Annotated in this window: 20 protein-coding genes; 9 read left to right on the top strand and 11 right to left on the bottom strand. The window is 70.1% G+C overall.

Going from position 1 to position 23,539, the window contains the following annotated elements; genetic code table 11:
- The first annotated feature begins 36 nt into the window (after nucleotides 1-36).
- The 3 genes from rfbC to LBW94_RS09750 all read left to right on the top strand — a co-directional run bounded on the left by rfbC (nucleotide 37) and on the right by LBW94_RS09750 (nucleotide 2,788).
- Nucleotides 37-663 (top strand): dTDP-4-dehydrorhamnose 3,5-epimerase, encoded by a 627-nt coding sequence (gene rfbC / locus LBW94_RS09760; RefSeq protein WP_255633567.1) that lies wholly within the window; start codon nucleotides 37-39, stop codon nucleotides 661-663.
- Between the two features lie 150 nt (nucleotides 664-813).
- On the top strand, nucleotides 814-2,040 hold the full coding sequence (locus tag LBW94_RS09755) for a cytochrome P450 (protein WP_225053300.1): 1,227 nt from the start codon (nucleotides 814-816) through the stop codon (nucleotides 2,038-2,040).
- A gap of 22 nt (nucleotides 2,041-2,062) precedes the next feature.
- On the top strand, nucleotides 2,063-2,788 hold the full coding sequence (locus tag LBW94_RS09750) for a TetR/AcrR family transcriptional regulator (RefSeq protein ID WP_225053299.1): 726 nt from the start codon (nucleotides 2,063-2,065) through the stop codon (nucleotides 2,786-2,788).
- A gap of 12 nt (nucleotides 2,789-2,800) precedes the next feature.
- On the opposite strand, the gene LBW94_RS09745 is transcribed toward LBW94_RS09750, so the two are convergent.
- Both LBW94_RS09745 and LBW94_RS09740 read right to left on the bottom strand, forming a co-directional pair.
- Complete coding sequence (locus LBW94_RS09745; RefSeq protein ID WP_225053298.1) at nucleotides 2,801-4,192, bottom strand: DHA2 family efflux MFS transporter permease subunit; 1,392 nt, start codon at nucleotides 4,190-4,192, stop codon at nucleotides 2,801-2,803.
- Nucleotides 4,189-4,725: a PadR family transcriptional regulator gene (locus tag LBW94_RS09740; RefSeq protein WP_225053296.1), complete on the bottom strand. Its 537-nt coding sequence runs from the start codon at nucleotides 4,723-4,725 to the stop codon at nucleotides 4,189-4,191. The genes LBW94_RS09745 and LBW94_RS09740 overlap by 4 nt, the downstream gene beginning before the upstream one ends.
- Nucleotides 4,726-4,911: 186 nt before the next feature.
- Here LBW94_RS09740 and LBW94_RS09735 point away from each other — a divergent pair, with 186 nt between their 5' ends.
- The 3 genes from LBW94_RS09735 to LBW94_RS09725 all read left to right on the top strand — a co-directional run bounded on the left by LBW94_RS09735 (nucleotide 4,912) and on the right by LBW94_RS09725 (nucleotide 7,899).
- Nucleotides 4,912-5,334, top strand: coding sequence for an SRPBCC domain-containing protein (locus tag LBW94_RS09735; protein ID WP_266270442.1), 423 nt, complete (start codon nucleotides 4,912-4,914; stop codon nucleotides 5,332-5,334).
- Between the two features lie 112 nt (nucleotides 5,335-5,446).
- Nucleotides 5,447-6,118 carry a heme oxygenase (biliverdin-producing) gene (locus tag LBW94_RS09730; RefSeq protein ID WP_225059685.1) on the top strand — a complete coding sequence of 224 codons (672 nt, stop codon included), beginning with the start codon at nucleotides 5,447-5,449 and terminating at the stop codon, nucleotides 6,116-6,118.
- An 86-nt stretch (nucleotides 6,119-6,204) separates the two neighbouring features.
- Nucleotides 6,205-7,899 (top strand): bifunctional metallophosphatase/5'-nucleotidase, encoded by a 1,695-nt coding sequence (locus tag LBW94_RS09725; RefSeq protein ID WP_225059684.1) that lies wholly within the window; start codon nucleotides 6,205-6,207, stop codon nucleotides 7,897-7,899.
- An 87-nt stretch (nucleotides 7,900-7,986) separates the two neighbouring features.
- Here LBW94_RS09725 and LBW94_RS09720 read toward each other — a convergent pair whose 3' ends face one another.
- From LBW94_RS09720 to LBW94_RS09690, 7 genes are all read right to left on the bottom strand, one after another.
- A complete protein-coding gene (locus LBW94_RS09720; RefSeq protein ID WP_225059683.1) occupies nucleotides 7,987-8,640 on the bottom strand; it encodes a cutinase family protein in 654 nt (217 codons plus the stop codon).
- Between the two features lie 350 nt (nucleotides 8,641-8,990).
- Complete coding sequence (locus tag LBW94_RS09715; protein ID WP_225059682.1) at nucleotides 8,991-9,872, bottom strand: expansin EXLX1 family cellulose-binding protein; 882 nt, start codon at nucleotides 9,870-9,872, stop codon at nucleotides 8,991-8,993.
- Between the two features lie 361 nt (nucleotides 9,873-10,233).
- The gene (locus LBW94_RS09710) at nucleotides 10,234-11,229 is read right to left on the bottom strand and encodes a zinc-binding alcohol dehydrogenase family protein (RefSeq protein ID WP_225059690.1); all 996 of its coding nucleotides are present in this window, start codon (nucleotides 11,227-11,229) and stop codon (nucleotides 10,234-10,236) included.
- A 135-nt stretch (nucleotides 11,230-11,364) separates the two neighbouring features.
- Nucleotides 11,365-12,747 (bottom strand): ABC1 kinase family protein, encoded by a 1,383-nt coding sequence (locus tag LBW94_RS09705; protein WP_225059681.1) that lies wholly within the window; start codon nucleotides 12,745-12,747, stop codon nucleotides 11,365-11,367.
- 247 nt (nucleotides 12,748-12,994) lie between these two features.
- Nucleotides 12,995-14,227 (bottom strand): esterase/lipase family protein, encoded by a 1,233-nt coding sequence (locus LBW94_RS09700; RefSeq protein ID WP_225059680.1) that lies wholly within the window; start codon nucleotides 14,225-14,227, stop codon nucleotides 12,995-12,997.
- Between the two features lie 327 nt (nucleotides 14,228-14,554).
- Complete coding sequence (locus LBW94_RS09695; protein ID WP_225059679.1) at nucleotides 14,555-15,514, bottom strand: acyl-ACP desaturase; 960 nt, start codon at nucleotides 15,512-15,514, stop codon at nucleotides 14,555-14,557.
- Nucleotides 15,511-16,773 (bottom strand): PucR family transcriptional regulator, encoded by a 1,263-nt coding sequence (locus tag LBW94_RS09690; protein WP_225059678.1) that lies wholly within the window; start codon nucleotides 16,771-16,773, stop codon nucleotides 15,511-15,513. The genes LBW94_RS09695 and LBW94_RS09690 overlap by 4 nt, the downstream gene beginning before the upstream one ends.
- A gap of 444 nt (nucleotides 16,774-17,217) precedes the next feature.
- On the opposite strand from LBW94_RS09690, the gene LBW94_RS09685 reads away from it, so the two are divergent.
- A complete protein-coding gene (locus LBW94_RS09685) occupies nucleotides 17,218-18,768 on the top strand; it encodes an acyl-CoA carboxylase subunit beta (RefSeq protein ID WP_225059677.1) in 1,551 nt (516 codons plus the stop codon).
- A gap of 45 nt (nucleotides 18,769-18,813) precedes the next feature.
- On the opposite strand, the gene LBW94_RS09680 is transcribed toward LBW94_RS09685, so the two are convergent.
- Entirely contained in the window at nucleotides 18,814-20,322 is a 1,509-nt protein-coding gene (locus LBW94_RS09680) for a lipase family protein (RefSeq protein WP_225059676.1), read from the bottom strand.
- A 281-nt stretch (nucleotides 20,323-20,603) separates the two neighbouring features.
- Between LBW94_RS09680 and LBW94_RS09675 the strand changes: the two genes are divergently transcribed.
- Nucleotides 20,604-21,254, top strand: coding sequence for an NAD(P)H-binding protein (locus tag LBW94_RS09675; protein WP_225059675.1), 651 nt, complete (start codon nucleotides 20,604-20,606; stop codon nucleotides 21,252-21,254).
- 264 nt (nucleotides 21,255-21,518) lie between these two features.
- Nucleotides 21,519-22,391 carry a hypothetical protein gene (locus tag LBW94_RS09670; protein WP_225059674.1) on the top strand — a complete coding sequence of 291 codons (873 nt, stop codon included), beginning with the start codon at nucleotides 21,519-21,521 and terminating at the stop codon, nucleotides 22,389-22,391.
- Here the strand turns inward: LBW94_RS09670 and LBW94_RS09665 are convergent.
- The gene (locus LBW94_RS09665; protein ID WP_225059673.1) at nucleotides 22,360-23,205 is read right to left on the bottom strand and encodes an acyl-CoA thioesterase domain-containing protein; all 846 of its coding nucleotides are present in this window, start codon (nucleotides 23,203-23,205) and stop codon (nucleotides 22,360-22,362) included. The genes LBW94_RS09670 and LBW94_RS09665 overlap by 32 nt on opposite strands.
- Nucleotides 23,206-23,539: the final 334 nt, after the last annotated feature.

The raw sequence follows: 23,539 nt of genomic DNA, 5'->3' as shown, positions 1-23,539 counted from the left end.
ATTCCCGGCAACCACCAGCGGAAAAGGTTGCGGCCCATGGTCACCGGCGGTCGGTCGTGGCACCATGTGCTGGTGGTGATCGAGCAGGCGGAGCTGGCCGATGTGCTGGTGCTGACGCCGCAGCCGTTTCGCGACGAACGCGGGGTGTTCACCCGCACGTTCGACGCCGACGAACTCGACGCGCACCTGGGGGTACCGGGAGTGGCGGCCGGGTTCGTCCAGGATTTCCAATCCCGATCGGTGCAGGGCGTGGTCCGGGGGTTGCACGGCCGGTCCCGGCGCAGCGAGGCGAAACTGGTGCGGTGCGCGCGGGGCTGCGTGTACGACGTCCTGGTCGACATCCGCCCGGACTCGCCCACCTTCGGCGCTCACGAGGCATTCCTGCTGGACGACAACGACTTCCGGCATCTGTACATACCACCGGGCTTCCTGCACGGCTTCCAGGCGGTCTCCGACGTGGCGGACGTGTGCTTCCGCACCGACCGCCCGCACGATCCGCGCGAGGGGCTGGCCGTGGCCTACGACGATCCGCAGCTGGGCATCGCCTGGCCCGCACCGGTCACGGTGGTGTCGGCCGACGACCGGGCGGCCGGGAGCTGGTCGGATCTGCTTGCCGCACTGGCGGTCACGGCGCCGCGTCCGGTGGCCGGCCAAGAAAGTTAACGATATTTATTAATACCTGTTCACAAATACTTGCCGGTGTGGTTCACTAGCCCGAACGTGTTCCACATCGCGGTGAAGTGACGGTTCGCGGGCGATTGTCCGCGCACTCCGGGAGGGCCCCGCTGCGCCGCCGGCCAGGCAGGAGACGCCGTGTCCACACCGTCCATCTCGCACGATTTCGACTTCACCGATCCCGATCTGCTCGCCGGCCGGCTGCCCGTCGCGGAGTGGGCCGAACTGCGGCGCACCGCCCCGGTGTGGTGGGTGGATCAGCCCGACGGTGTCTCCGGTTTCGACGACGGCGGCTACTGGGTGGTCAGCAGGCTCGACGACATCAAGGAGATCTCCAAGAACGCGGAGGTGTTCTCCACCAACGTCAATACGGCGGTGATCCGGTTCTCCGGTGAGATCAGCCGCGAGGAGATCGACATCCAGCGGCACATGCTGGTCAACACCGACCCGCCCGCGCACGACAAGTTGCGCCGCATCATCTCCCGCGGCTTCACCCCGCGCGCGGTGCAGGGCCTGCGCGCGGCGTTGCAGGAGCGCGCCGAGCGTATCGTGCACGAGGCCAAGCGTTCCGGCGGCGGCGACTTCGTCCAGCAGGTCGCCTGCGAACTGCCCCTGCAGGCCATCGCCGAACTGCTCGGCGTGCCACAGGCCGACCGCGGCAAGCTGTTCGAGTGGTCCAACCAGATGATGAGCTACGACGATCCGAGTGTCGGCGGCAACCACGTGATGGCCACCGCCGAGGTCATGGGCTACGCCTGGAATCTCGCCGAGGAGCGCCGCCGGAATCCGGCCGACGACATCGTCAGCCAACTCGTCACCGCCGACATCGACGGCGAGGCGCTGGGCTCCGAGGAGTTCGCCTGGTTCGTCATCCTGCTGGCCGTGGCCGGCAACGAGACCACCCGCAACGCCACCACGCACGGGATGAAGGCGTTCCTGGACTTCCCGGAGCAGTGGGAGCTGTACAAGCGGCAGCGGCCGGCCACCGCGCCCGACGAGATCGTGCGCTGGGCCACCCCGGTCATCGTGTTCCAGCGAACCGCGTTGTCCGACACCGAGATCGGCGGCCAGGCCATCCGCAAGGGGCAGCGGGTCGGGCTGTTCTACGGCTCCGCCAACTTCGACGAGGAGCGTTTCGACCAGCCGTTCCGGTTCGACGTGCTGCGAAACCCGAACCCGCACGTGGGATTCGGTGGCACCGGCACGCACTACTGCGTCGGCGCCAACCTGGCGCGGCTGCAACTGGACCTCATCTTCAACGCGATCGCCGATGTGATGCCGAACCTGCGGCAGCTGTCCGATCCGGTCCGGCTACGCTCGGGATGGTTGAACGGAATCAAGAGCTGGCAGGTGGCGTATGAATGAGATGCGTACCCATGAGTAGGGCATGACGACACCCTCGCGCCGCGGCCGGATGCCCGCGGTCAGTGATGCGGACATCCGGCGGGTGGCGCGCGCGCTGCTGGTGGAACAGGGGCCGGAGGCGGTGACCCTGCGCGCGATCGCGCGCACGCTCGGCATCACCGCCCCGGCGCTGTACCGGTACTACGCCTCCCGCGACGAGCTGGTCGGCACGCTGCGCAGCGATATCTGCGCCGACCTGGCCACCGAACTGGCGGCCGAACTCGACGCGCTGCCCGACGACGGCGTGGTGCAGCTGTTCGCCATCTGCAAGGGTTTCCGGCAGTGGGCCCTGCGGCATGCCCGCGAGTTCACCCTGGTGTTCGCCTCCCCGACCGGCGACAACCCCAGCGCAATGCGGCAATTCGACGAGCCGTTCGGCCGGGTCTTCCTCGGTGCGGCCGGCCGGCTGCTCGCCACCTACGACATCGTCACCCCCGCCCCCGAGGCGATCCCCCAGGGCCTGCGCGAGGATCTGGTGAAGTTCCAGTCCGAACTGCTCGCGGTGCTCGGCGAGGACGGCCCGGACTTCCCGGCGGAGAAGCTGGATCTCGGCGTCACCTATCTGATGATCCAGTTCTGGGCCCGGCTGTACGGGCACGTCACCCTCGAGGTGTTCGGCAACTACCCGATGCCCCTGGGCGATCCGGACGCGTTGTTCAACGCCACCCTGGTCGACCTGGCCCGCAGCATCGGTCTCGTCGAGGACTGAGCGCCGGATCGCTCAGAGCAGGGCGGTGTTGCGGGTGACCGGCAGTGCCAGCGCCACCGGGATCGCCAGCGCGGCCAGCGCGATCAGGCCCCACGTGGTCTGGTGCAACGCGGCGACCGGGCCGTGGTGCACCATCGCGCTCGCGTACCAGCTCGCGATGCCGCCGACGCCGAACGATCCGGCGATGCGCTGCCAGATGCTGAACACCGTATTGGCATCGGCCAGCCGCTGCGGCGGCAACGGCTGCAACAGCACCGCCAGCAGCGGCGTGATCACCAGGCCCACCGAGACCGAGCGCGCGGCCAGCACGGTGGCCGTCACCGCGATCGGGGTGTGCGCGCCGATCGCCAGCATGCCCGCGCCGGCCACGGCGAGCACCGCGAATCCGGCCAGCACCGTGGTGCGCACCGAGACCCGGGTCAGCACCCGCTGCCCGGCCACCGTGCCGAGCCCGGTGAGAATGCCCTGCGGCAGCATCGCCAGCCCGGTCACCAGCGCCGAATGTCCCTGCACCGTCTGGAGGAACACCGGTAGCAGGAAGACCGCCGCGAAGGTGACGATCGAGGCGGCCGCGCAGAGCAGCAGCGCCAGGATCGAACTGCGATACCGGGCCACGGTCAGGTCCAGCGCCGGATGCTCCCGGCGGCTCGCCCAGCCGACATAACCGGCCAGCAGCGCCGCGCCGACGGCGATCGGCGCCCAGGTGCCCGGCGCCGCCCAGCCGTGCGCGCCGCCGCGGCCGGTGCCGTACAACAGCGCGGTGAGCCCCGCGGCCAGCGTCACCAGCCCGACCGGATCGAACCGCACCCCGGCGCTGCGACCGGGCGCCAGCGCCGCCGGAATCCGCAGTGCCGCAAGCAGTGCCAGCACTCCCAGCGGCGCGTTGATCAGGAAGATCGCCCGCCAGCCCACACTGCCGATCAGCGCCCCGCCGACGCTGGGTCCCAGCGCCGGGCCCAGGAACAGCAGCACCCCGCCGACCGGTGACATCGACCGGGTGGCGCCACTGCCGCCGAGCAGCATGCTCATCGCCAGCGGCACCAGTGGCGCGCCCGAAAGCCCTTGGCACACTCGGGCTCCCACCAGGAATCCGATCGACGGGGCGAAGGCGCAGGCGATCGAGGCGAGGGTGAACAGCAGCAGCGCGCTGCGATACACGGGCAACGTCCCGAAGCGCCGGGCCAGGTACGAGGTGGCCGCCAGTCCCGCGCCCAGGGCCAGCAGATATCCGCTGACCGTCCAGCCGACGGTGGTCAGATCCGCGTGCAGCCGCGCCGCGATCGGCGCCACCGCCACGTTCACGATGCTGGAATCCAGCATCGACAGCAGCGGCCCGGCCAGCAGCGCGTACTGCACCACCGGCCCGAGTCGTGGCGTGGCCGCCGCGGTCACCGTCTCGGTCATGATTCCCCTTCCGGCAGTACGGGTTCGGTCCGGGCCCAGCGCCGCAGTTCGGCCAGCCAGAGCAGTTCGGCCTCGCCGCGGCGGACCATCTCCGCGGCGATCCGGCGGCCCCATTCCGCGGGTGCGGTCCGGGCCTCCTGGCCGCGCACCTGATCCAGCTGCCGCCGCACCGCGACCTCGCGGGCCGCCAGCACCCGCAGCCGTTCCGGCACCGTCAGCATCGCGAAATGGGCTGCGCGGGTGAGGAATTCCGCCTCCTGCCCGGCCTGATCGGGAGGCAGTTCGGCCAGCAGGTCCTGCAACAGCTCCCGGCCGATCGGGGTGAGGGTGTAGACGTGCCGGACCGGGCGGCCGGGCTGCTGCTCGGACTCCTTGGTGACGGCGCCGGCCTCCTCGAACCGCCGCAGCGCCGGATACAGCGCGTTGTTGTTCAGCACCACGCCGGTGTTCTCCTCGACGTGCTTGCGCAGGTCGTACCCGTGGGCCGGGGCGCGCATGAGGTGCCGCAGGATCAGCACTTCCACATAGGACACATAGTCCACCTTAACCTAGGTTCCACTGGAATAGTAAGGTCCGCACCGTATTTCCCGGCGGCCTCCGGATTCCGCCCGCCACGCCACACGGACTCGCCGCACAACGCGATACCACCCGGCCGGTCGCGGTACGGTTGCGCCCTGATATCGCGGCAGCCGGAACTCCGCGGGAGAGGACGACAACGGGTGGATGCGCCGAAGGTCGTGCACGCCGTCGACATCGCGAGCCTGCCGGAGCTGGTCTGGGTGGCGCTCACCGATGCCGATCTGACCGCGCGGTACCGGGATCGCCGCACGGTCGCCGAGTGGGAGCGCGGCGGAATCTGGCGCCAGGTGCGCCGCGACGGCACCGCCGACTTCCTCGGCACCCTCCTCGAGGTCGACCCGCCGCGGCGCTTCGTGCACACCTGGGCACGCCCGTCCGAGGCCGGCACCGCCGAGCGCACCTCGGTGGTCGCCGTCGACATCGCCTTCAGCGGCCCTCGGGTCCGGGTCACCATCACCCATCGCGACCTGCCCGACGACCAGGTCGACGAGGCCGCCCGCATCTGGACCGGGCTGCTCGCCTCCTTGCAGACCTATCTGGAGTCCGGTAGTTCCCTGGTGTGAACCGGATGGTCCGATCGTCCGAAAGTTGGATGACCGCCAACCGGGTGGGCCCGTATCGTCGGATGTGAAGTTAGGTGACCCATACTCACAACCGTGCGAGGCGAGAGCGACCATGACCGACACCATCGAGCCCGTGCCGTTCTCCGCGCAGATCCGCACGGCCACCGCGGCGCAGCATGCCGACGCCGAGAACTCCTCGTTCATGAGCGATCTGCTCGGCGGCGCGCTGGACGTGGCCGCCTTCTACCGCTACACCGGCCAGTTGTGGCACGTCTACCGGGCGCTGGAGGCGCACTGGGACACCCTCGCCGATGATCCGGTCGCGGGCCGGTTCGTGCGGCCCGAACTGGCCCGGCTGGGCGCGCTCGAAGAGGATCTGGCCCATCTCGGCGGGCCCGGCTGGCGGTCGGAGATCGAGCCGCTGCCGTCCACCGCCACGTACGCCGCCCGGATCGAGGAGTGCGCGCGGACCTGGCCCGCCGGTTACGTCGCCCACCATTACACCCGCTACCTCGGCGATCTGTCCGGCGGGCAGGTCATCCGGGGCACCGCGGAGAAGCTGTGGCAGCTGCCCAAGCGCGGCGACGGCGTGCGGTTCTACGTCTTCGACCACATCCCGAATCCGGCCGCGTTCAAGCGGGAGTACCGCATCCTGCTCGACGAACTGCCGGTCGACGACCTGGAGAAGCAGCGGGTGCTCGGCGAGTGCCGCAACGCCTTCGCGCTGAACACCGCGCTGTTCCGGGAGCTGGCCGCCGAGTTCCCGGTGCGCCGCGAGGGGTGAGCACCGGAGCTCGGACCGGCTGTGCCGGTGCGGAGTTCACCTGTCCGTAGCGCGCGGGCCAACGCGGTCTGCCAGAGTCTGTAGACATGAACGTTCGCTGTCGTCTAATCGCCGCGGGTGCCGCGGTGGTGGGGCTGCTGCTGGTCGCCGGGTGCGGCGGATCCGGGGGGACGGGCGCGCCCGCCACCACGGCGCCGCCGGGGACGGTGCCGCTGATCTCGACGAACGACCTGCCCGCCGCCAGATCCGGTGAGGTGCACCTGTTCGGGATCAACGACCTGCACGGCAACCTGCAACCGCCCACCGGCACCAATGGGCATGTGGGCACCTACGCCGCGGGCGGCGCGTCCTACCTCGCCGCGCATCTGGCCAAGCTGAAGGTGAAATATCCCGACAGCGCGGTCCTTTCGGCCGGCGACAACGTCAGCGCCAGCCCGCTGGTGTCGGCGCTGTTCCACGACGAGCCGGCCATCGACTTCCTCGATTCGATCGGCACCGCCGCCTCCTCGGTCGGCAATCACGAATTCGACCACGGGGTACCGGAATTGACCCGGCTGCAACGCGGGGGCTGCGCGGCCGACGGCTGCTCCCCCGGCGAACCGTTCCGCGGCGCCACCTTCCCGTACCTGGCCGCCAACGTCACCGACGGCAACGGGCAACTGCCGCCGGGGCTGAAGGCGTGGACCATGCTCACCGTCGGCGGCCACAAGATCGGCGTCGTCGGCGTGGTCACCCCCGACACGGTGAACATCGTGATGCCGCAGGGCATTCAGGGCTACCGTTTCGGCGACGAGGTCGACGCGATCGACAAGACCGTGCCGGAGATGCGCGCCGCGGGCGCGGAGACGGTGGTGGCGCTGCTGCACGACGGCGGCTCCCAGCAGACCCACGGCGGGCCGGTCGACTACAACGCCTGCGCGGACATCACCGGCAACGTCACCACGCTGGCGCAGCGGGTGGATCCGGCGGTGAAGGTGCTGATCACCGGCCACACCCACCAGGCCTACAACTGCACCATCGCCGGCAAGGTGGTCACCCAGGCCTCCTCCTACGGCCGCCTGATCAGCGATATCACGCTGCGCTTCCACGACGGCACGGTCGACGCCTCGGCGGTGAACCGCGTGGTCACCCACGACATCACCCCCGACCCGGCCGCGGCGAAACTGGTGGACTTCTTCGCCGCCCAGGCCGAACCGCGCGCGAAACGGGTGATCGGCGATTCGACCGGGCCGCTGCCGATGGAACCGGCGCCGGCCGGTGACTCCCCGCTCGGCGACGTGATCGCGGACGCGATGCTGTCGGCGATGGCCCCGGCCCAGGCGGTGGCCGCGTTCATGAATCCCGGTGGGGTGCGGGCGGATCTGTCCGGCGGCGCCATCACCTACGAACAGGCGTACACGGTGCAGCCGTTCGGCAACGAGGTCGTCACCGTCCGGCTCACCGGCGACCAGATCGTGAATCTGCTGGAACAGCAATGGAACAACGTCAGCAAGCCGGGTGTGCTGTCGGTCGCCGGGATCAGCTATGCCTACGACGACAACGCGCCCACCGGGCACAAGGTGGTCCCCGGCAGTGTGCAGATCGGCGGGCAGCCGTTGAATCCCACTGCCGCGTACCAGGTCTCGACGAACAACTTCCTCGCCGCCGGCGGCGACGGGTTCACCGTCTTCACCCAGGGCAGCCAGACCGCGGTCGGCCCGACGGACCTGGACGCCCTCGAGTCCTACCTCCGGACCCGAGGGTCGGTCCAGCCCCCGCCGGCCCGCATCGAACGCCGCTGACCGGATCCGGCCGCCGTCGAGCCGGATCGGGCGTCCCTGCCCGGCCGGCCGCCGCAGATGTCCGGCCGGGCAGATCGCCGAGGCCGCTCACAGGCGGTCGGCGGTGAAATTCGCCGCCGCGCCCATGTCGTCGGCGTAGGCGACCACGTGCGCCTGCGGGTCGAGACCACCGGCGCACACCGGATCACCCGGGGCACACCAGTTTCCGGTCCGGCCCAGATACGGGCCGGGCACGCTCCAGCCGACCAGCCGCATCGGATCGCCGAACAACAACACCGCCGTCACCCGGGCGCCCAGTTCCCCGGGCAGCCGGACCGCACCGGGAATGTCGTCGGTCAGGCCGGTGCCCAGCGCGGTGTGCACCACCGCCGCACCCTGCGAATAACCGGCCAGCACGAACCGCTGCGCCGGGCAGGCCGCCGCCTGGGACACCATGTGCGCCACCAGATCCGCGCTGCCGTCACCCACTGAGGCGGGGTCGGTCAGATCGGCCGGATAGTTCACCCGGTACCCGTCGACGTCGACGGGTAATCGCTCGCGCAGCGCGGCGAACAGTGGATCGCCCACCGCGCTGCCGAGGTAACCCGGCTCCTGAGTTCCCCTGGCCACCACCACCTCCACGGCCGCGCAACTCTGCGCCTGAGCCCGTGGAGCGGGGTACAGCAGACCGGCCGTGACCACGGCCGCCGCAACCCCGGCGATACGCCATTTTCCGGACAGCAACACCTTTCGGTCGCCCATTGTTCTCACCTACTCACGCCGTTGTGAGCGGCTCGACTATTGTCAGTGACGCTAGTCGGAAGCCGACAAGACCCAAGGTAGGCGCGGTTCCGGACACCGGCAACGTGGCGCACTGGAGAGATACCCAATTGCGGCACAACCGTATCCGGATCCAGCGATCCGCCTTCCGGCAAATATCCGGCGAGCGCGGCCGCACCACCCGGGCCGCAGCCGGATCGCTTGCGGCACGACCGAATCGTCTGCGGCCGAGCCGAATCGCTCGTTGCCCCGCCGGATCGCCGACCACCGAATCGGATCACCCGGCCGGGCCGAACGCTCGCGGCGGGCCGAACCGGCCCGGCGCCGGGTACTCAGGAACAGGTCGGCGCGGCGGCGGTGGTCGCCGCCGGTTTCGGCGCGGGGTCCGGGGCGGCCGGTTCCGGAGGCGGGTCGTAGAGCTGAATTCCGGTGTGCTGCACCCGGCCCGGCGAGACGGCGACCCCGGGCACCCGGACGCGGTGGCCGTCGGTGTCGGTGACCAGGGCGATGAACGGGCCCGGTCCGGCGCCGGAGATCGTCCAGTAGTTGTCGGAGCCGTGGCTGAGGAGGTAGCCGGTACCGCCGGCGGTGGCGCGAATCTCCACCCGGCTCACCGGATTTCCGGTCTCGGCGAACAGCAGGCCCAGCCAGTCCCCCGAGGAGCCGTTCTGGATGCGATACATCAGGTCCGGCGCGGGCGTCGGATTGTGCACGCGCGCCACCCGGATGTCGGCGATCCCCGTGGCGCGGTTGGCGATCCGGGCGAACGCCGCGGTGCTGACGTCGTATTGGTTCGGGAGACAGCCCGGACAGCGGTCCACCACCAGTGCGCGCACCGAACCCAGCGGCCCGTCGAGCTCGACCGAGGCGCCGCAGAGGGCGCCGCCGTCGAACTCCTCGGAGGGCACCCCGACGTAGAAGCCGTCGGCCGGCAGGTCCGGATACGAGCACGCCACCTCGCTGCCACCGAGCGCGAAATACCGGGCCTGGCGCGGGATCGGCGCGTCCACATGCTCCTCGTCGGCGATCGCCGCCGCCACCGGGGTTCGCACCGCGCCGACGACGCTCGCCGGCGGCGGCCCCGAGGCCGTGTGACAGGCGGTCGGTTCCGGCCACAGCACCCACACCGCGGCCACCGCGGCGGCCAGGACCAGAGCCGTCCACAGCCACGGTCGTACCGCCCGCACATGCTCGTTCCCCGTCACCCGATGCATAGGCCCACCTCCGTCGCTCCACCCGCCACTGTCCGCCGGACGGCCTCCGCCACGCGGCACCCGTCCGGCGCTGTTCCGTTCCGCCCGTTGCCCGTTCGGCACATCGTCGAGCGGTACACCGTCCGGCGCTCTCGCCTTGCGCCTGTTGTTCGTTCGGCGGACCGGCGTGCGGCAACACGATCCGGCGCTGTTCCGTTCCGCCTGTTGTTCGTACGGCGCACCGGCATGCGGCGATACGGGTCGTTCTGCTCCGTACGGCACTTTTTCCGCTGCTGATTTCCTTCCAGCAAAGCAGGAGAACGCCGGACGTATGGGGTGAACCGACAGTTCAGAGCGGTTGACTCGGCGTGTCGACGGCGTGTCAGGGCACCAGAACCGCTGCCCCGGCAAACTTCCCGTGTGCCAGATCGGACAGGGCACGGTCCGCCGTGTCGAGCGGATACGGGTGCACAGTCACCTCGAGCCGGTGCTCCCCCGCGAAGTCCAGGAATTCCCGGGCGTCGGCCCGGGTGTTGGCGGTGACCGATCGAATCTCCCGCTCCTGGAACAGGTGTCGCTGATAGTTCAGTGGCGGGATGTCGCTGAGGTGGATGCCGGCGATCGACAGCACCCCGCCGCGATCCAGCGCGGCCAGCGCGGGCAGCACCAGATCACCCACCGGAGCGAACAGGATCGCCGAGTCCAGGGCCACCGGCGGCGGATCGGCGGCGCCCTGCGCGGAGGCCGCGCCGAGGGCCAGCGCCAGTTCCCGTGCGTCCCGGTCCCGCGTCATCACGTGCACCTCGGCGCCGCGCGCCAGCGCCACCTGCGCTGCCAGGTGCGCGCTGCCGCCGAAACCGTAGATGCCCAGCCGTCCACCGGCCGGCAACGCGGCCCGCTGCAACGCCCGGTAGCCGATGATGCCGGCGCACAGCAGCGGCGCCAGTTCGGCATCGCTGTACCCGGCCGGCAGCGGATGCACGTAATCCTCGGGCGCCACCGCGAATTCGGCGTAGCCGCCGTCGGCGTCCCAGCCCGTGTAGGCGGAGTCCGGGCACAGGTTCTCGGCGCCGCGCTTGCAGTATCGGCACTGCCCGCAGGTGTGCCGCAGCCAGGCCACCCCGACCCGGGCCCCGATCGCGGTACGGGTCGCGGGCCCGGCCGCCACCACCTCGCCGACCACCTCGTGCCCCGGCACCACTGCCGGCCGGTGCACCGGCAGATCCCCTTCGGACACATGCAGATCGGTGCGGCAGACCCCGCAGGCCCGGACCCGCACCAGCAACTCACCCGCCGCCGGTGCGGGCACCGGCACCCGTGCCCGCTCCAGCGGCCCGGAGTCGATCGGCCCGGGCCGTCGCACCCGCCAAGCCGTCATCTCCGCGGGAATCTCCGAAAAGTCCACCACCACACCCCTTTCTGCCGGAGCCCGACCATATCCGAGCACCCGGCGGAGGATCGCCGGAACCGGGCCGCACCCGAGCATCCGGCGGACGACAGCCGACCGGCGGGATCAGTCCGCCGGCAGCTCCAGGCCCGTGGCTGCGGCCTTGGCCGCCACCTCGTCGGGGAAGATGTTGCGGAACAGGTAGAGGTCCTGTCCCAGGCGCCAGCCCGGGGCCAGCGCCTTGGCGTAGCGCTCGAAATAGGCCAGCTGCTTACCCATCAGCATCAGCTGCTCGGGCCCGGAAGCGTTGCGGCGCTTGCCGAATTCCACCAGCCGCCCGGCCACCTTGCCCATGTCGAGATTGGCCAGCTGCCCGGCCAGCACCGGGGCCAGCGCGGTGGCCAGCTGCCGGCCGACGGTGGCGTCGTCACCGGCCTCGGCGTCGACCATGTCCAGTTCGCGCAGCGACCGCGCGACCGGGCGGAAATCGCCGTCGATGGCGCTGGCGTGGAACAGGGCGGCCACGAAATCCCGCCACGGCCCGGCCATCCGGCCCACGATGCCGAAGTCGAGCATCGCCGCCCGACCGTCCTCCAGCAGCCACAGATTGCCGGCGTGCACGTCACCGTGGAACAGGCCGTGCGTGATCAGGCTCTCCAGCCACACCTTCACCAGCCGCCGGATCAGCAGCTCCGGATCCGGGTGCACCAGCCGGATGTCGTCGAACCGGTCCAGCGGCATCCCGCGCATGCGTTCCATGCACAGCACCCGCGGACCGCAGTACTCCCAGAACACCTCGGGCACGGTGACATGCGAATTGTCGCCGAAGGCACCGAGATTCGCGCGAGCACGGGCCTGGTTCTCCGCCTCGTTGCGGAAATCCAGCTCGGCGACCGTGGTTTCGTACAGATCGCGCACCACGCCCTGTGCGTTGGCCACCCGCGCGTTCTCCGACCGCTTCTCCAGCAGCCCGGCCAGCCGGTAGGCGGCGCGCAGGTCGACGATCATGCGGCGGGCGATATCGGGGCGCTGCACCTTCACCACGGCCTCGCGGCCGTCGAGCAGCACGCAGGCGTGCACCTGGGCCACCGAGGCCGCCGACAGCGGCCGATCGTCGAACTCCCGGAACAGCTCCGTCATCGGCCGGCCCAGATCGGCCTCGACGGTGGCGCGGGCGGCGGCGGCCGGGAACGGCGGCACGTCGTCCAGGCAGCGCAGGCAGGCGTCGGCCAGCTCCTTCGGGAACGCCCCCGGCGAGGAGGCGATGAGCTGCCCCAGCTTGACGAACATCGGGCCGAGGATCTCGAAGCCGTCGACGGTGCCGTCGGCCATCGCCAGGCGGCGCCTACGACCGGCGAAGCCGCCGCGCGACACCATCCGCTTGGTGATGTTGCCGCCCAGCACACCCGCGATCGTCGCGGTGCGCCACCGCTCGGCGAAACCGAACTTCTCCAGCGCCGGGCGCAGCACGGCCGGCACGGATCCCGCCTCGACCGCCGCCGCCGTCACCGGCCACCCGCCCGGCTGCCGGTCCCTGTTCCCGCCTCTGTCCGAATCCGACTCTGCACCGCTGACAACCGCCTTGTCCTCGTTGTTCGACGTGCCCGCTGTTCGAAAGCCCGTGTTCGAAAGCCCGCTCACTCGAGCACGTCCGGCATATCACCCACCGGCCCGAAGCACAGAGTGTACGACGAGATCGCCGCAGATCGCGGTGCCGCGACCGATCCGCGTGCCGCAGTTCCGGCCGCGGCCGCGATCAGAGCGAACCGCCGCCGCCCAGCAACCAGGGGTTGAAGGTGCAGACCAGATCCGGGTGCTGCGCGGGGTCCAGGGTGTTCAGGATGATCGAGAGCACCCGCGGCGAGTACATCAGCGTGAGGTGATCGGACAGATCGTGGTCACACCCGTCCTGGAGGGTGATGTTGCGGACCGTCGCACCCGGCCCGGCCTGTAGGAAGGTCAGATCGTACGGCGTGGTGATCTCGTCGTAGCGGGTGCCGACCACCGTGTAGTCCACGCCGGGCACCGTATCGCCACCGTCGTTGAGCTGATTGATGAAATCCGACCCGACGGTCTGCTGGATGCCGGAGTGGCCCACGAAGATCTCCACCAGCCCGAGCACGTCGATGCCGAAGTTGTTGATCGCGCGGCCCAGCGCCCCGATGCCGACCAGCGTGGTGCCGTGGTTGGTGGCGCCGAAGGTGAGTTCGCGGTGCACCTTGGCCGCGCCGCCGTCGAACTTCAGGTACCACCGCGACATCGGCCCGCCCTGCGAGTGCGCGACCAGATCCACCTTGGCGGCGCCGGTGGCTCCCAGTACCTTGTCCACGAAGGTCGACAGCTCCTGCGCCGACTCCTGGATGTACTCGGTGCCGTTCGCACCCGGCAGCACCGAGCCGAGGCCGCCGCCCTGCAACAGGTTCGACTGGCCGTAGTTGAAGGTGAAGACGCAGAATCCGGCCGCGGCGATCGGCGCGCTCACATACGCGAAGTTGTCGTAGGCGTTCTCCCAGGTGCCGTGGACCAGCACCACCGGTTCGGGATGCTCCGCCGAGGGCTTGCAGTGCCAGTCGTTGGCGCCGGGCGGCGCGACGTCCGGGTGGAACAGGCCGTAACCGAACGCGGCGAGGAACGCGGTCTGGGCCGGGCCGGCGCCGACGGTGTCGGTGGAGTGCCCGCCCGCCGAACCGGAACTGGAACCGGAGCCGCCGTAGCAGTTGCCCGAGCCGTTGCCGGAACCGGCGCCGCTGCCCGAGGTGCAGGCCGAACCGGTGCCGGCGATCGGATGCGCGGCCGGATCCTTCAGCCCCTTCGCGATGTAGTCGACGAGTTGCTGCTGCTGATCGCCGCCCGCGGTGGTACCCGCTGCGCCGCCCGGAGCGGTCACCGGATCCGCGCCGGCGCCGACCCCGCCGAAACCGGCGGCCAGTACCGCGGCCCCGGCCAGGACGGCGGCCCGCAACGGCCGGCGGGGGATTGTACGTGTCATTCTCGAGCCTCCCTGCAGAACCACGATGTTCTCGTTCCGGGACCGGTACTCCGGCGTTCCGGGACGGGCTCACGGTAGGTCGGCAACGAACCGGTCACGAGTGGTCTCGATCGAGCTCCGAAAAACTCACGAGCGGCGCGGAATGCCGCGGTGAGAATGCACAACGAATCCAATTCCGGCCGCAATTCCGGAAACAATCGCAGGCGGCCGAGTTCGCGGACGCGGAACCGCGGCCCGTGAATCACGAGCCGCGGCAGTTGATCACACCCGAATCACGAACGCACGGAATCACCGGGTGATTATTCGGCCCGGGTCCGCGCGGATCGGTCAGACGCGCGCGCCGACCTTTCTCCGCTCACTGCGATCGCGGCGGCCCAGCACCCGCTCGCGCTGTTCCTCGAAGCGCCGTGCCCTGGCCTCCAGCTCGTCGAGGTAGGCGGACAGCCGGTCGCGGGCGGCCTCGCCGGGCCCGGACAGGTCGGTGCGCTCGAAGACGTTCCAGCTGCGCAGCACCGGCCGGATCACGACGTCCAGATGCTGGCGCAGGTCGTAGATGCCGTGCTTGGCCAGGATGACGGCGTTGCGCCGGAAGTTCGGCTGGGTCAGGCCCGGCATCTGGAATCTGGTCACGACGTCGGTGATCGCCTGCATCATCGGATCCGGTTGCAGGTCCAGCGCCGCCGCGGTCAGGCTGCGGTAGAAGATCATGTGCAGGTTCTCGTCCGCGGCGATGCGCTGCAACATCCGCTCGGCGATCGGCTCACCGCAGGCGGCGCCCGTGTTGCGGTGGCTGATCCGGGTGGCCAGCTCCTGGAACGTCACGTACGCCACGCCTTTGAGCAGTTGCGGGCCGTCGGGGCTGGCGATGCCGGTGGTCATGTGGGCCATCCGGGCCTGCTCGAGCGCCACCGGATCCACCGCGCGGGTGACCACCAGGTAGTCGCGCATGGCGATGGAGTGCCGGTTCTCCTCGGCGGTCCAGCGGCCCACCCAGGTGCCGAAAGCGCCGTCGAACCCGAAGTTCCCGGCGATCTCGCGATGATAGGAGGGCAGATTGTCCTCGGTGAGCAGGTTGGTGACCATCGCCACCCGGGCCACCTCCGACAGTCGCGACTGCCCGGGTTCCCAGTCGACGCCGCCCATCGCGGCGAAGTTGCGGCCGTCGTCCCACGGGACGTAGTCGTGCGGATTCCACGGTTTCGCCTTCTCGAGATGCTCGTCGAGGAAGCGGCCGGCGACGGGTTCCAGCTCTCGGAGCAGGTCCCCGTCGGTCATGCCAGAAGTCACGCGAACTCCTTTGTGCGAGAGTCGGTTAGCAGATCATTGGCAAGAAGCGCCAAACTGGCGCGCGAGATCCCGGCCGGGTGGCTCAAATCCACCCCGGCCAGCCGTTCCACGCGCCGCACCCGATGCGAAACACTGTTCGGGTGGATGTTCAGCCGGCGCGCGGCCACCTTGCGGTCCAAACCGGAATCGAGATAGATCCTCAGGGTTTCCAGCAGGTCGGGGTGGGGTGCCAGCGGCCCGAGCAGAGCCGCGAGATGTTCGCGGGCGGGCCCGGGTCTGGTGAGCTGATACTCCATCGCCACGTCGGCCAGCCGGTACAGCCCCGGCGGACGGCCCAGGGAGCGTACCAGGTCCAGCAATTCCCTGGCCTGCCTGGCGAGTTCGGGAATACGGTCGGTATCACCGGCCACGACGACCGCGGTCAGCGGCACCGAGGCCGCCTCCGACAGCACCTCGACGGTGTCGGCGGTCATGGTCTGCGCGCCCAGCCTGCCGGAGGCGCCGTGCTCGCCCGGATCCAGCGGGACCAGCACGATCCCGCCGTCGACCGACAGCAGCGACAGTGCCCGCGAGCCCAGCGCCGGGGCCAGCGCACTCTGCAACCGGCGCAATTTCCGCCGCGCCGCCGACTCCGCGCCGACGCCGCCGTTGCGTTCGGTCGGAAGCGGCGGGATCGCCAGTGCCACCACCTGATACGCGGGCGCGACGCTGATCCCCGCGTGCCGTGCCATGGTGACCCGGCCGTGCCCGCTGAGCAGCGCCGTCACCAGGGCCTGCGCGGCGGTCTGATGATGCCGGGCGGCCTGCCGGTGCTCGTCCAGATAGGCCGCCGTGGTCGCGACGGTGACGGTTTCCAGCAGGCGCAGCGCGGCATCGGTAACGGCGGGCAGTTCCTCCGGGCGGCGTCGCTCGGCCGCGATCGCGGCCAGTTCCCGTCGCACGGTTTCGTGCAGCGTGCGCAGCACGATATCCAGGTCGATGCCCTCGCGCGCCCATTCCGCGGCCCGGCCGACCAGTTCCACCGCGACGGCGGGATCGGGATCGTCGGCGGGGCTCGCGGCCAGCACGAGGCATTCCCGCAGCCCCGTGCGCAACCCGGCGGGCAGGCCCGCGGGCTCCCGGCGGCCGGTCTCCTCACCCGGCCGGAACCGCTCGGCGAAGGCGGCCGTGAGGGCGTGTGCGGCGGTCGTACGGCCCGTGCCCTGGCCGGCGGTACGCGATGGCCGGGCGTGGCCCAGTACCGGTGCGGATCGTGTCATCGCAATCACCCCAGACTCTGTCCCAGCGCGGTGCGCGAATCGGCCGGAGGAGGTGACGAAGATCTGGGGCCCGGCGGGCGGGCCCGCCTCCTTTATCCGGCACGTGCGATGTGCCGATGAGCGTGGCGCCGACCGCGCATCCACCGGCGCCACGCTCGAATATCACGCTACGGAGCCGGAAAGGGCACGTCACTCGATCCGGACATAACGATGAGAATTCTCAAACCGGATGCGCACCGATTCGGGGCCGCCCACAAAATCATCCAGGAGCGAAAAACCGCTCGTTTCGGCGCGAATTCCGCGGGGAATTCCGTAACGAACCCGGTGGTCGCCGACGATGACTGGTTGCACAAGCCACGAACCGGTAACGTACGGAGGTGGTGTCGACCCTGGCACCCGCGGCCGGACGGTAGGCCACGGCAGTACGGAAAGGCATCAGCAAGTATGACGGGCACGGCCGAGAAGCTGCAGGAACTGCGGAAGCTCCTCGAGGTCGCAGAAGAACCGGCGGGACAGGCCGGGATCGACAAGCGGCGGAGCAAAGGCATCCCCAGCGCTCGTGAACGAGTCCGGATGCTGTTGGACCAGGGCACCTTCGTCGAGACGGGCGCGCTGATGCGCCAGCCCGGCGCGGAGAACGCCTACTACGGCGACGGTGTGGTCACCGGCCGTGGGTACATCGACGGCCGCCCGGTGGTGGTGATCGCGCACGACCAGACCGTCTACGGCGGCTCGGTCGGCGAGATGTTCGGCCGCAAGGTCGCCGCCGCGATGGAATTCGCCTATCAGAACGCCTGCCCGGTGGTCTGCATCAACGATTCCGGCGGCGCCCGCATCCAGGACGCGGTCACCTCGCTGGCCTGGTACGCGCTGATGTGCCGCTGGCAGGGCGAGTTGTCCGGTTTCGTACCGATGGTCGCCGTCATGCTCGGCAAATGCGCGGCCGGTTCCGTCTACGGCCCGGTGAATATGGACATCCTGGTTGCGACGGACAATTCGTACATGTTCGTGACCGGCCCGGACGTCATCAAGGCCGTCACCGGTGAGGACATCAGCGCCGAGGAATTGGGCGGCGCGGCCGTGCAGGCCCGCGACGGGCTGCTGCACCACGTCACCCAGACCGAGGAGCAGGCGTTCGACTGGGTGCGCAAGTACCTGAGCTACCTGCCGTCGAGCTGCCTGGAGCGGCCGCCGGTGATCAATCCCGGCCTGGAGCCCGAGCTCACCGCGCACGACCTGGAACTCGACACGATCATGCCGGACGCCGACAAGTCCGGCTACGACATGCACGAGATCCTGCTGCGGATCTTCGACGACGGCGATTTCCACGAGATCGGCGCGGGCAGCTCCCAGAACCTGATCACCGGCTTCGCCCGGGTCGACGGCCGGCCCGTCGGCGTGCTCGCCAACCAGCCGCTGGTGCTCGGCGGCGCCCTGGACGCGCAGTCCGGCGACAAGGCCGCGCACTTCATCCACATCTGCGACGCCTACGACATCCCGCTGGTCTTCGTGGTCGACACCCCGGGCGTGCTGCCCGGCGTCGAGGAGGAGCGCAACGGCGTCATCAAGAAGGGCGGCCGGTTCTTCCGGGCCCTGATCGACGCCACCACGCCGATCGTCACGCTGGTGGTCCGCAAGGCGTACGGCGGCGGCTACGCGGTGATGGGCTGCAAGCAGCTCGGCGCCGACATCAGCCTGGCCTGGCCGACCGCGCGCATCGCGGTGATGGGTGCCGAGGGCATGGTCAGCATCGTCGGCCGCCGGCAGCTGGCGGCGGTGCCCGCCGATCAGCGCGAGACGGTGCGCAACCAGATGATCGACTTCTACAACGCCACCGTCGCCACCCCGTGGATCGCGGCCGAGCGCGGTTACATCGATGCCGTCATCGAGCCGTCGCAGACCCGGCTGGAGCTGCGCAAGGCCCTCCAGGTGCTGCGCGACAAGCAGTCCTCCCGCCGTCAGAACCCGCGCAAGCACAGCATCGTCCCGCTCTGATCGCGAGCCGTCCGGTCCGGCGCGGCAGGCATTCGTTCGGCGTGTTCAGCATTCGTTCGGTGCGGACACTCCCTGCAAGCGCTGGTCGAGCCAGTCCATCGCCCCCGGATAGCCGGTGATCATCCCGATGATGTGTTCGCCGGGCACACTGCGATATTCCGCCGCGGCGCCCATCGCGCACTGCTGCGAGTACAGGTTGCGCGCGCCCGCCGACGGGATCCAGAATTCCTGCTCGCCGTTGTAGATGTACAGCGGCACCGCGGATTTCATGTCGGCCATGGCGGTGATCCGGTAGATCTCGGTGGCCACCTCGCCGTGCAGCGGATCGGGGACGTCCGCGGCCACGTCGATGGGCAGCATCAGCAGGCCCGGTAGCACGAAGACGCTCGTGCAGGTGTCCTTCAGCGGCGAGGTGGCCGCCCACTGCGCGAGATTGTTCATCTCGCCCAGGATCTCCGGGCGCTCCCGGCCGATGCCGAAGACGGCGGCCATGAACACCCCCGACGCCAGATTGGCATTCATGCTGCGGCTCAGCAGTTCGTAGTCGGCGGGCACGCCGCCGAGCGCGGCCCCGACCACCACGCCGGCCAATTCCGGTGCGTACGAACCGATCAGCGCGACCGCGCCGCGCGTCGCGATGGCGCCACCGGAGTATCCGGTCATGCCGAAGCGGCTGTCGGCGAACTCCCCCGAGGGCAGTTGCCGCACCGCGCGCACCGCGTCCAGCACCGCGTGCCCGGCCACATACGGTTCGGCATAGGCCATCCGCGGACCCTCGTGATCGGGGACCAGCACCGCGTAGCCGCGCAGCACCGCCAGTTGCGTGGTCGGCGGCAGATAATCGGTGAAGTTCGTGTGGTCGGCCGAAAATCCGTGCGCCAGCGAGTAACTCGGCGTGCAGGCGCGGCCGAGCGCATCGATGGGCAGGTTGTTGACCACCACCGGCCGGGCCCCGGCGCCGGTCCACGGCGCGGCCGGGACCACCAGCGAGGCGGTGGCGAAGGACGGCCCGTCGTGGGCATCGGTGGTGCGGAACTTCAGTTGCAGCACCTGCCGCACGGGCACGGTGAGCAGCGGGGCCGCGGTCCCGGTCACATCCCGTACCTCGATCACCGCGCCGGGCGCCTGGTCGGCCAGGCCGTCCGGCCACGCGTCGAAGAAGGGATCGCCGACGGCGGCGGGCAGCACCGCTTCCTGCAACCGGGCCAGCTCCGGTGACAGGCCCGGCAGCGACGCCACCGGTGCCGGCGGCGCCACGATCGGCGGCGGCGGGATCACCTGATCGATCCACCGCTGCACATCGGGCAGATTCGGCGCCTGTGGCAGCGGCAGTTGCCCCAGCGCGGGCAGTTCCGGCGCCGGATCCGAATTCGGCCCGGCGGCAACGGGATCCGGCGGTGGATCCGGTGGCGGCGGACCCGGCAACCCGGGCAGGCCCGCAATCGCCGGTAGCGCCGGTAGCGCCGGGATTGCGGGCAACGGCGGTTGCGCGACCGCGGTCGCCGGAGCCGACAGGATCAGAATCGCCGCAGCGGGAATCCACCAATTCCGCACGGTTCACCCCCAACAGGCGAGATCACTTCGTTGTGAGCCGTTCCGATGCGGTCCGTTTCCGGGGTCGTGGGAGCCGTAGTACCGACCGCATCGGACAATTCGAGGGTAGCGACGCCGAACTCCCTGCTCGGCCGCCGTTTTCGTTTCGTACGCCGGTAGCGGCCGCATCGCAATCGGCCGTGCCCGGATGACTCGATGCGGACACGGCACACCCGGCCCGGACCGGGATCTCGATATGCTGGGCGACGATCCGATCACCGTCCCCGACCTGAGGAGACCAGTTGCGCATCGTCATCGCGGGCGGGCACGGCAAGATCGCGCTGCTGCTGGCCCGGTTGCTCACCGCGCGCGGCGACGAGGTCGCCGGCTTCGTCCGCAATCCGGCCCACTTCGGCGACGTCGAGGCGACCGGGGCCCGGCCGCTGCGGCTGAGCCTCGAGCACACCACCGTCGACGAGGTCGCCGCCCTGCTCGACAGCGCCGACGCCACCGTCTTCGCCGCGGGCGCCGGCCCCGGCAGCGGAGCGGCCCGCAAGTACACCGTCGACCGGGACGGCTCGGTACTGCTCGCCGATGCCGCCGAAGCCGCGAAAGTGCCTCGCTTCGTACAGATCTCGTCGGCCGGGGCCGGTCAGCCGGTCACCCGCGGCGACGAGGTGTGGGCCGCCTACATCGATGCCAAGACCCAGGCCGAGGACGATCTGCGCACCCGCCCCTTCGACTGGACGATCGTCCGCCCCGGCAGCCTCACCGACGACCCCGCCACCGGACTGGTCGCCCTGCGCGAGCCGCCGGGCCCCCGCGGCGCCATCCCCCGTGCCGACGTGGCCGCGGTCCTCGCCACCGTCCTGTCCGCCCCCAACACGATCGGCAAAACCCTCGAACTCATCGCGGGCCCCACGCCGATCGAAGCGGCCGTCGCCGCGATCTAGGCCCCGACACCACCCACCGGGCCGCCGTGTCCTGGGCCGCGGGATCGTCGGGACACCGACATTTCGCGCAGGCACCCCGCCGTGGGCCCGAACCTCTCGGCGCGGAAAACACCGTGCTCACGAAACCGACCGCGCCCCTGGAGGATGGGGCGCCCGCGCAGATAGCACACATCTGCACGTTCACCTGCACATACAGTATGAAAGTTCTCGTTCACTCCGCGCGTTGTCCTTGTGCACCGGGTCGTTTAGCGGTAGATGTCGAGGGTGACAGTCGATCGGGCGCAGACTTCGGCGCACCGGCGCAGTTGGGAAGATCTTCCGGACGAGGCGCGAACCGCGGTCGAGGCGGTGACCGGCCGGATCCGCTGTTCCACACCGGTGATCGCCGGATTCTCCGCCCACCTGGCCGAGATCATCGATGTCGGCGCCGAGCGGCTGTTCGTGAAGGGGCTACGCGCCGGCGATCCGGAGGTCTGGTCGCAGCAGCGCGAGGCCGAGCTCGGCCGATACGTGCATCCGATCGGGCCGCAGGTCCGCTGGCATCTCACCGCGGGCGGCTGGGATCTGGTCGTATTCGATTACATACCAGGGCATTTCGCGGACTACCGCAGCGATGCCGACCTCGCCGAGACGGCCGCCGCGATGACCGCGCTGGGCCGGTTGCGCTGCCCGCAGCAGCAGCGGCTCCAGGACGCGGTCCACCGCTGGGGCAGTTACCTCACCGACACCGACGACGTGCTGCGCTTCGGCGGCGACGCACTGCTGCACACCGACTGGAACTACAGCAACGTCCTCATCACCGACGGCGACGCCCGGCTGGTCGACTGGCCCTGGGCCACCCGGGGCGCGCCCTGGATCGACCCGTGCTGCTGGATCGTCTGGCTCGTCTTCGCCGGCCGCACCCCCGCCGAGGCCGAGCAGTGGGCCGCGCGGGTCCCCGCCTGGCACGCCGCGACGGACCGCGATCTGGAGGTGTTCGCCACGGCCCTCGCCGCGGAATGGACCTCGACCGCACATCGCAACCCGAACGAGTGGACCTACAGCCTGCGCGATGCCGCCCGGCAGTGGATGACCTACCGCTGGGCCCCGGAATCGGACCGGCCGCTCAACCCCGCCGCCCACCGTTGGCATTACTGAACTTGCGGTCCAGCCGCCCGACGCTGATCTGCCGCCCGGCATTGGCGAGCGCCGTCACCATCGAACTGCCGAACGCGCCCTCGCGATCGAACAGCGTGGCGGTGCCCACGGCCACGCCGTCGCGGCTGAGGTGATTGTCGGCCTCCGCGCCGATCTCCGTACCGACCGGCATCCGGGCCAGGGCCAGCGTCACGTCGGTATTGATGAAGCCGATCCCGGCGTCACTCCAGTTGGTCACCATACTGGTCTGCTCACCGACCAGCGTCGCGCGCACGAACGGGGACAGCTCCTCACCGGCCAGCACGTTCATCGGGTGCTGCCAGGTGCGCTTGCGCGAGGAGTTCTCGTGCACACCGAACACCTGCGCCCACGGACCCCCGGCATCGCTGCCGAACCACGGCACCTCCGGGCCGTCGCTGGGCGGGGCGAGCTCCAGCGGCGGCGGCGCCGGCTGCCGCTCCCGGGTCCAGATCTCCCCGGGCGGCTGCTCGGACGGCCGCAGGAAGACCACCGTGGCGCGGGCCACCGGCGTCTGCTCGTTGCGCAGCACCGCGTCGGCGACCCGGATCCGGTTACCATCGCGGACCCGGGTGGAAACGACCGACAGCGGACGCATTCGGGCGGGCGCGAACATGTCCACGGTGAGGCGGACCGGAGCAAAACCGTCGCCACCGTGGTCGACCTCGAGCATGCGGGCCAGCAGCCCGCACACCGCGGGCCCCACGACCTGGTCAGATGACCATTGACTCACTGCGAGCGGTTCCGGGACGAACCCGTCACCGTCCACGCGGAAGTACCCGGGTGACGTGCGCACTGTGCCATCCTGCCTGGTCGGGCCGTATCCGGCCGCCGATCTTGATTGCATTCCGACAGATAGCACGATCACCGGCGAACAGCCAACAAACATTGAAAGTCCAAGACATGCGCTCGGGAGCACCTCGGAGCAACCCTCCAGCAGCCGAAATGGGCTCTGCGAGTGCGTATTCGAAGTTGCAGATGTACTTGCATTTGTGCGCTACGTCGCCCTAAACTCGTTCTGCAAGCCAAAACAGGGGAATACCAGGGAGCCGTCGAGTGAACCCGGTGCCAATTCTCGATATCGGGTGACTCACGGCCTGGCACTCAGGGGCGTTCACATGAACCAACCA

Origin of the sequence: Nocardia sp. alder85J, assembly GCF_020176955.2 — a bacterium.
Taxonomy (GTDB): domain Bacteria; phylum Actinomycetota; class Actinomycetes; order Mycobacteriales; family Mycobacteriaceae; genus Nocardia.
The sequence above is the reverse complement of the archived record's forward strand: the minus strand, read 5'-3'. Positions and strand labels throughout refer to the sequence as shown.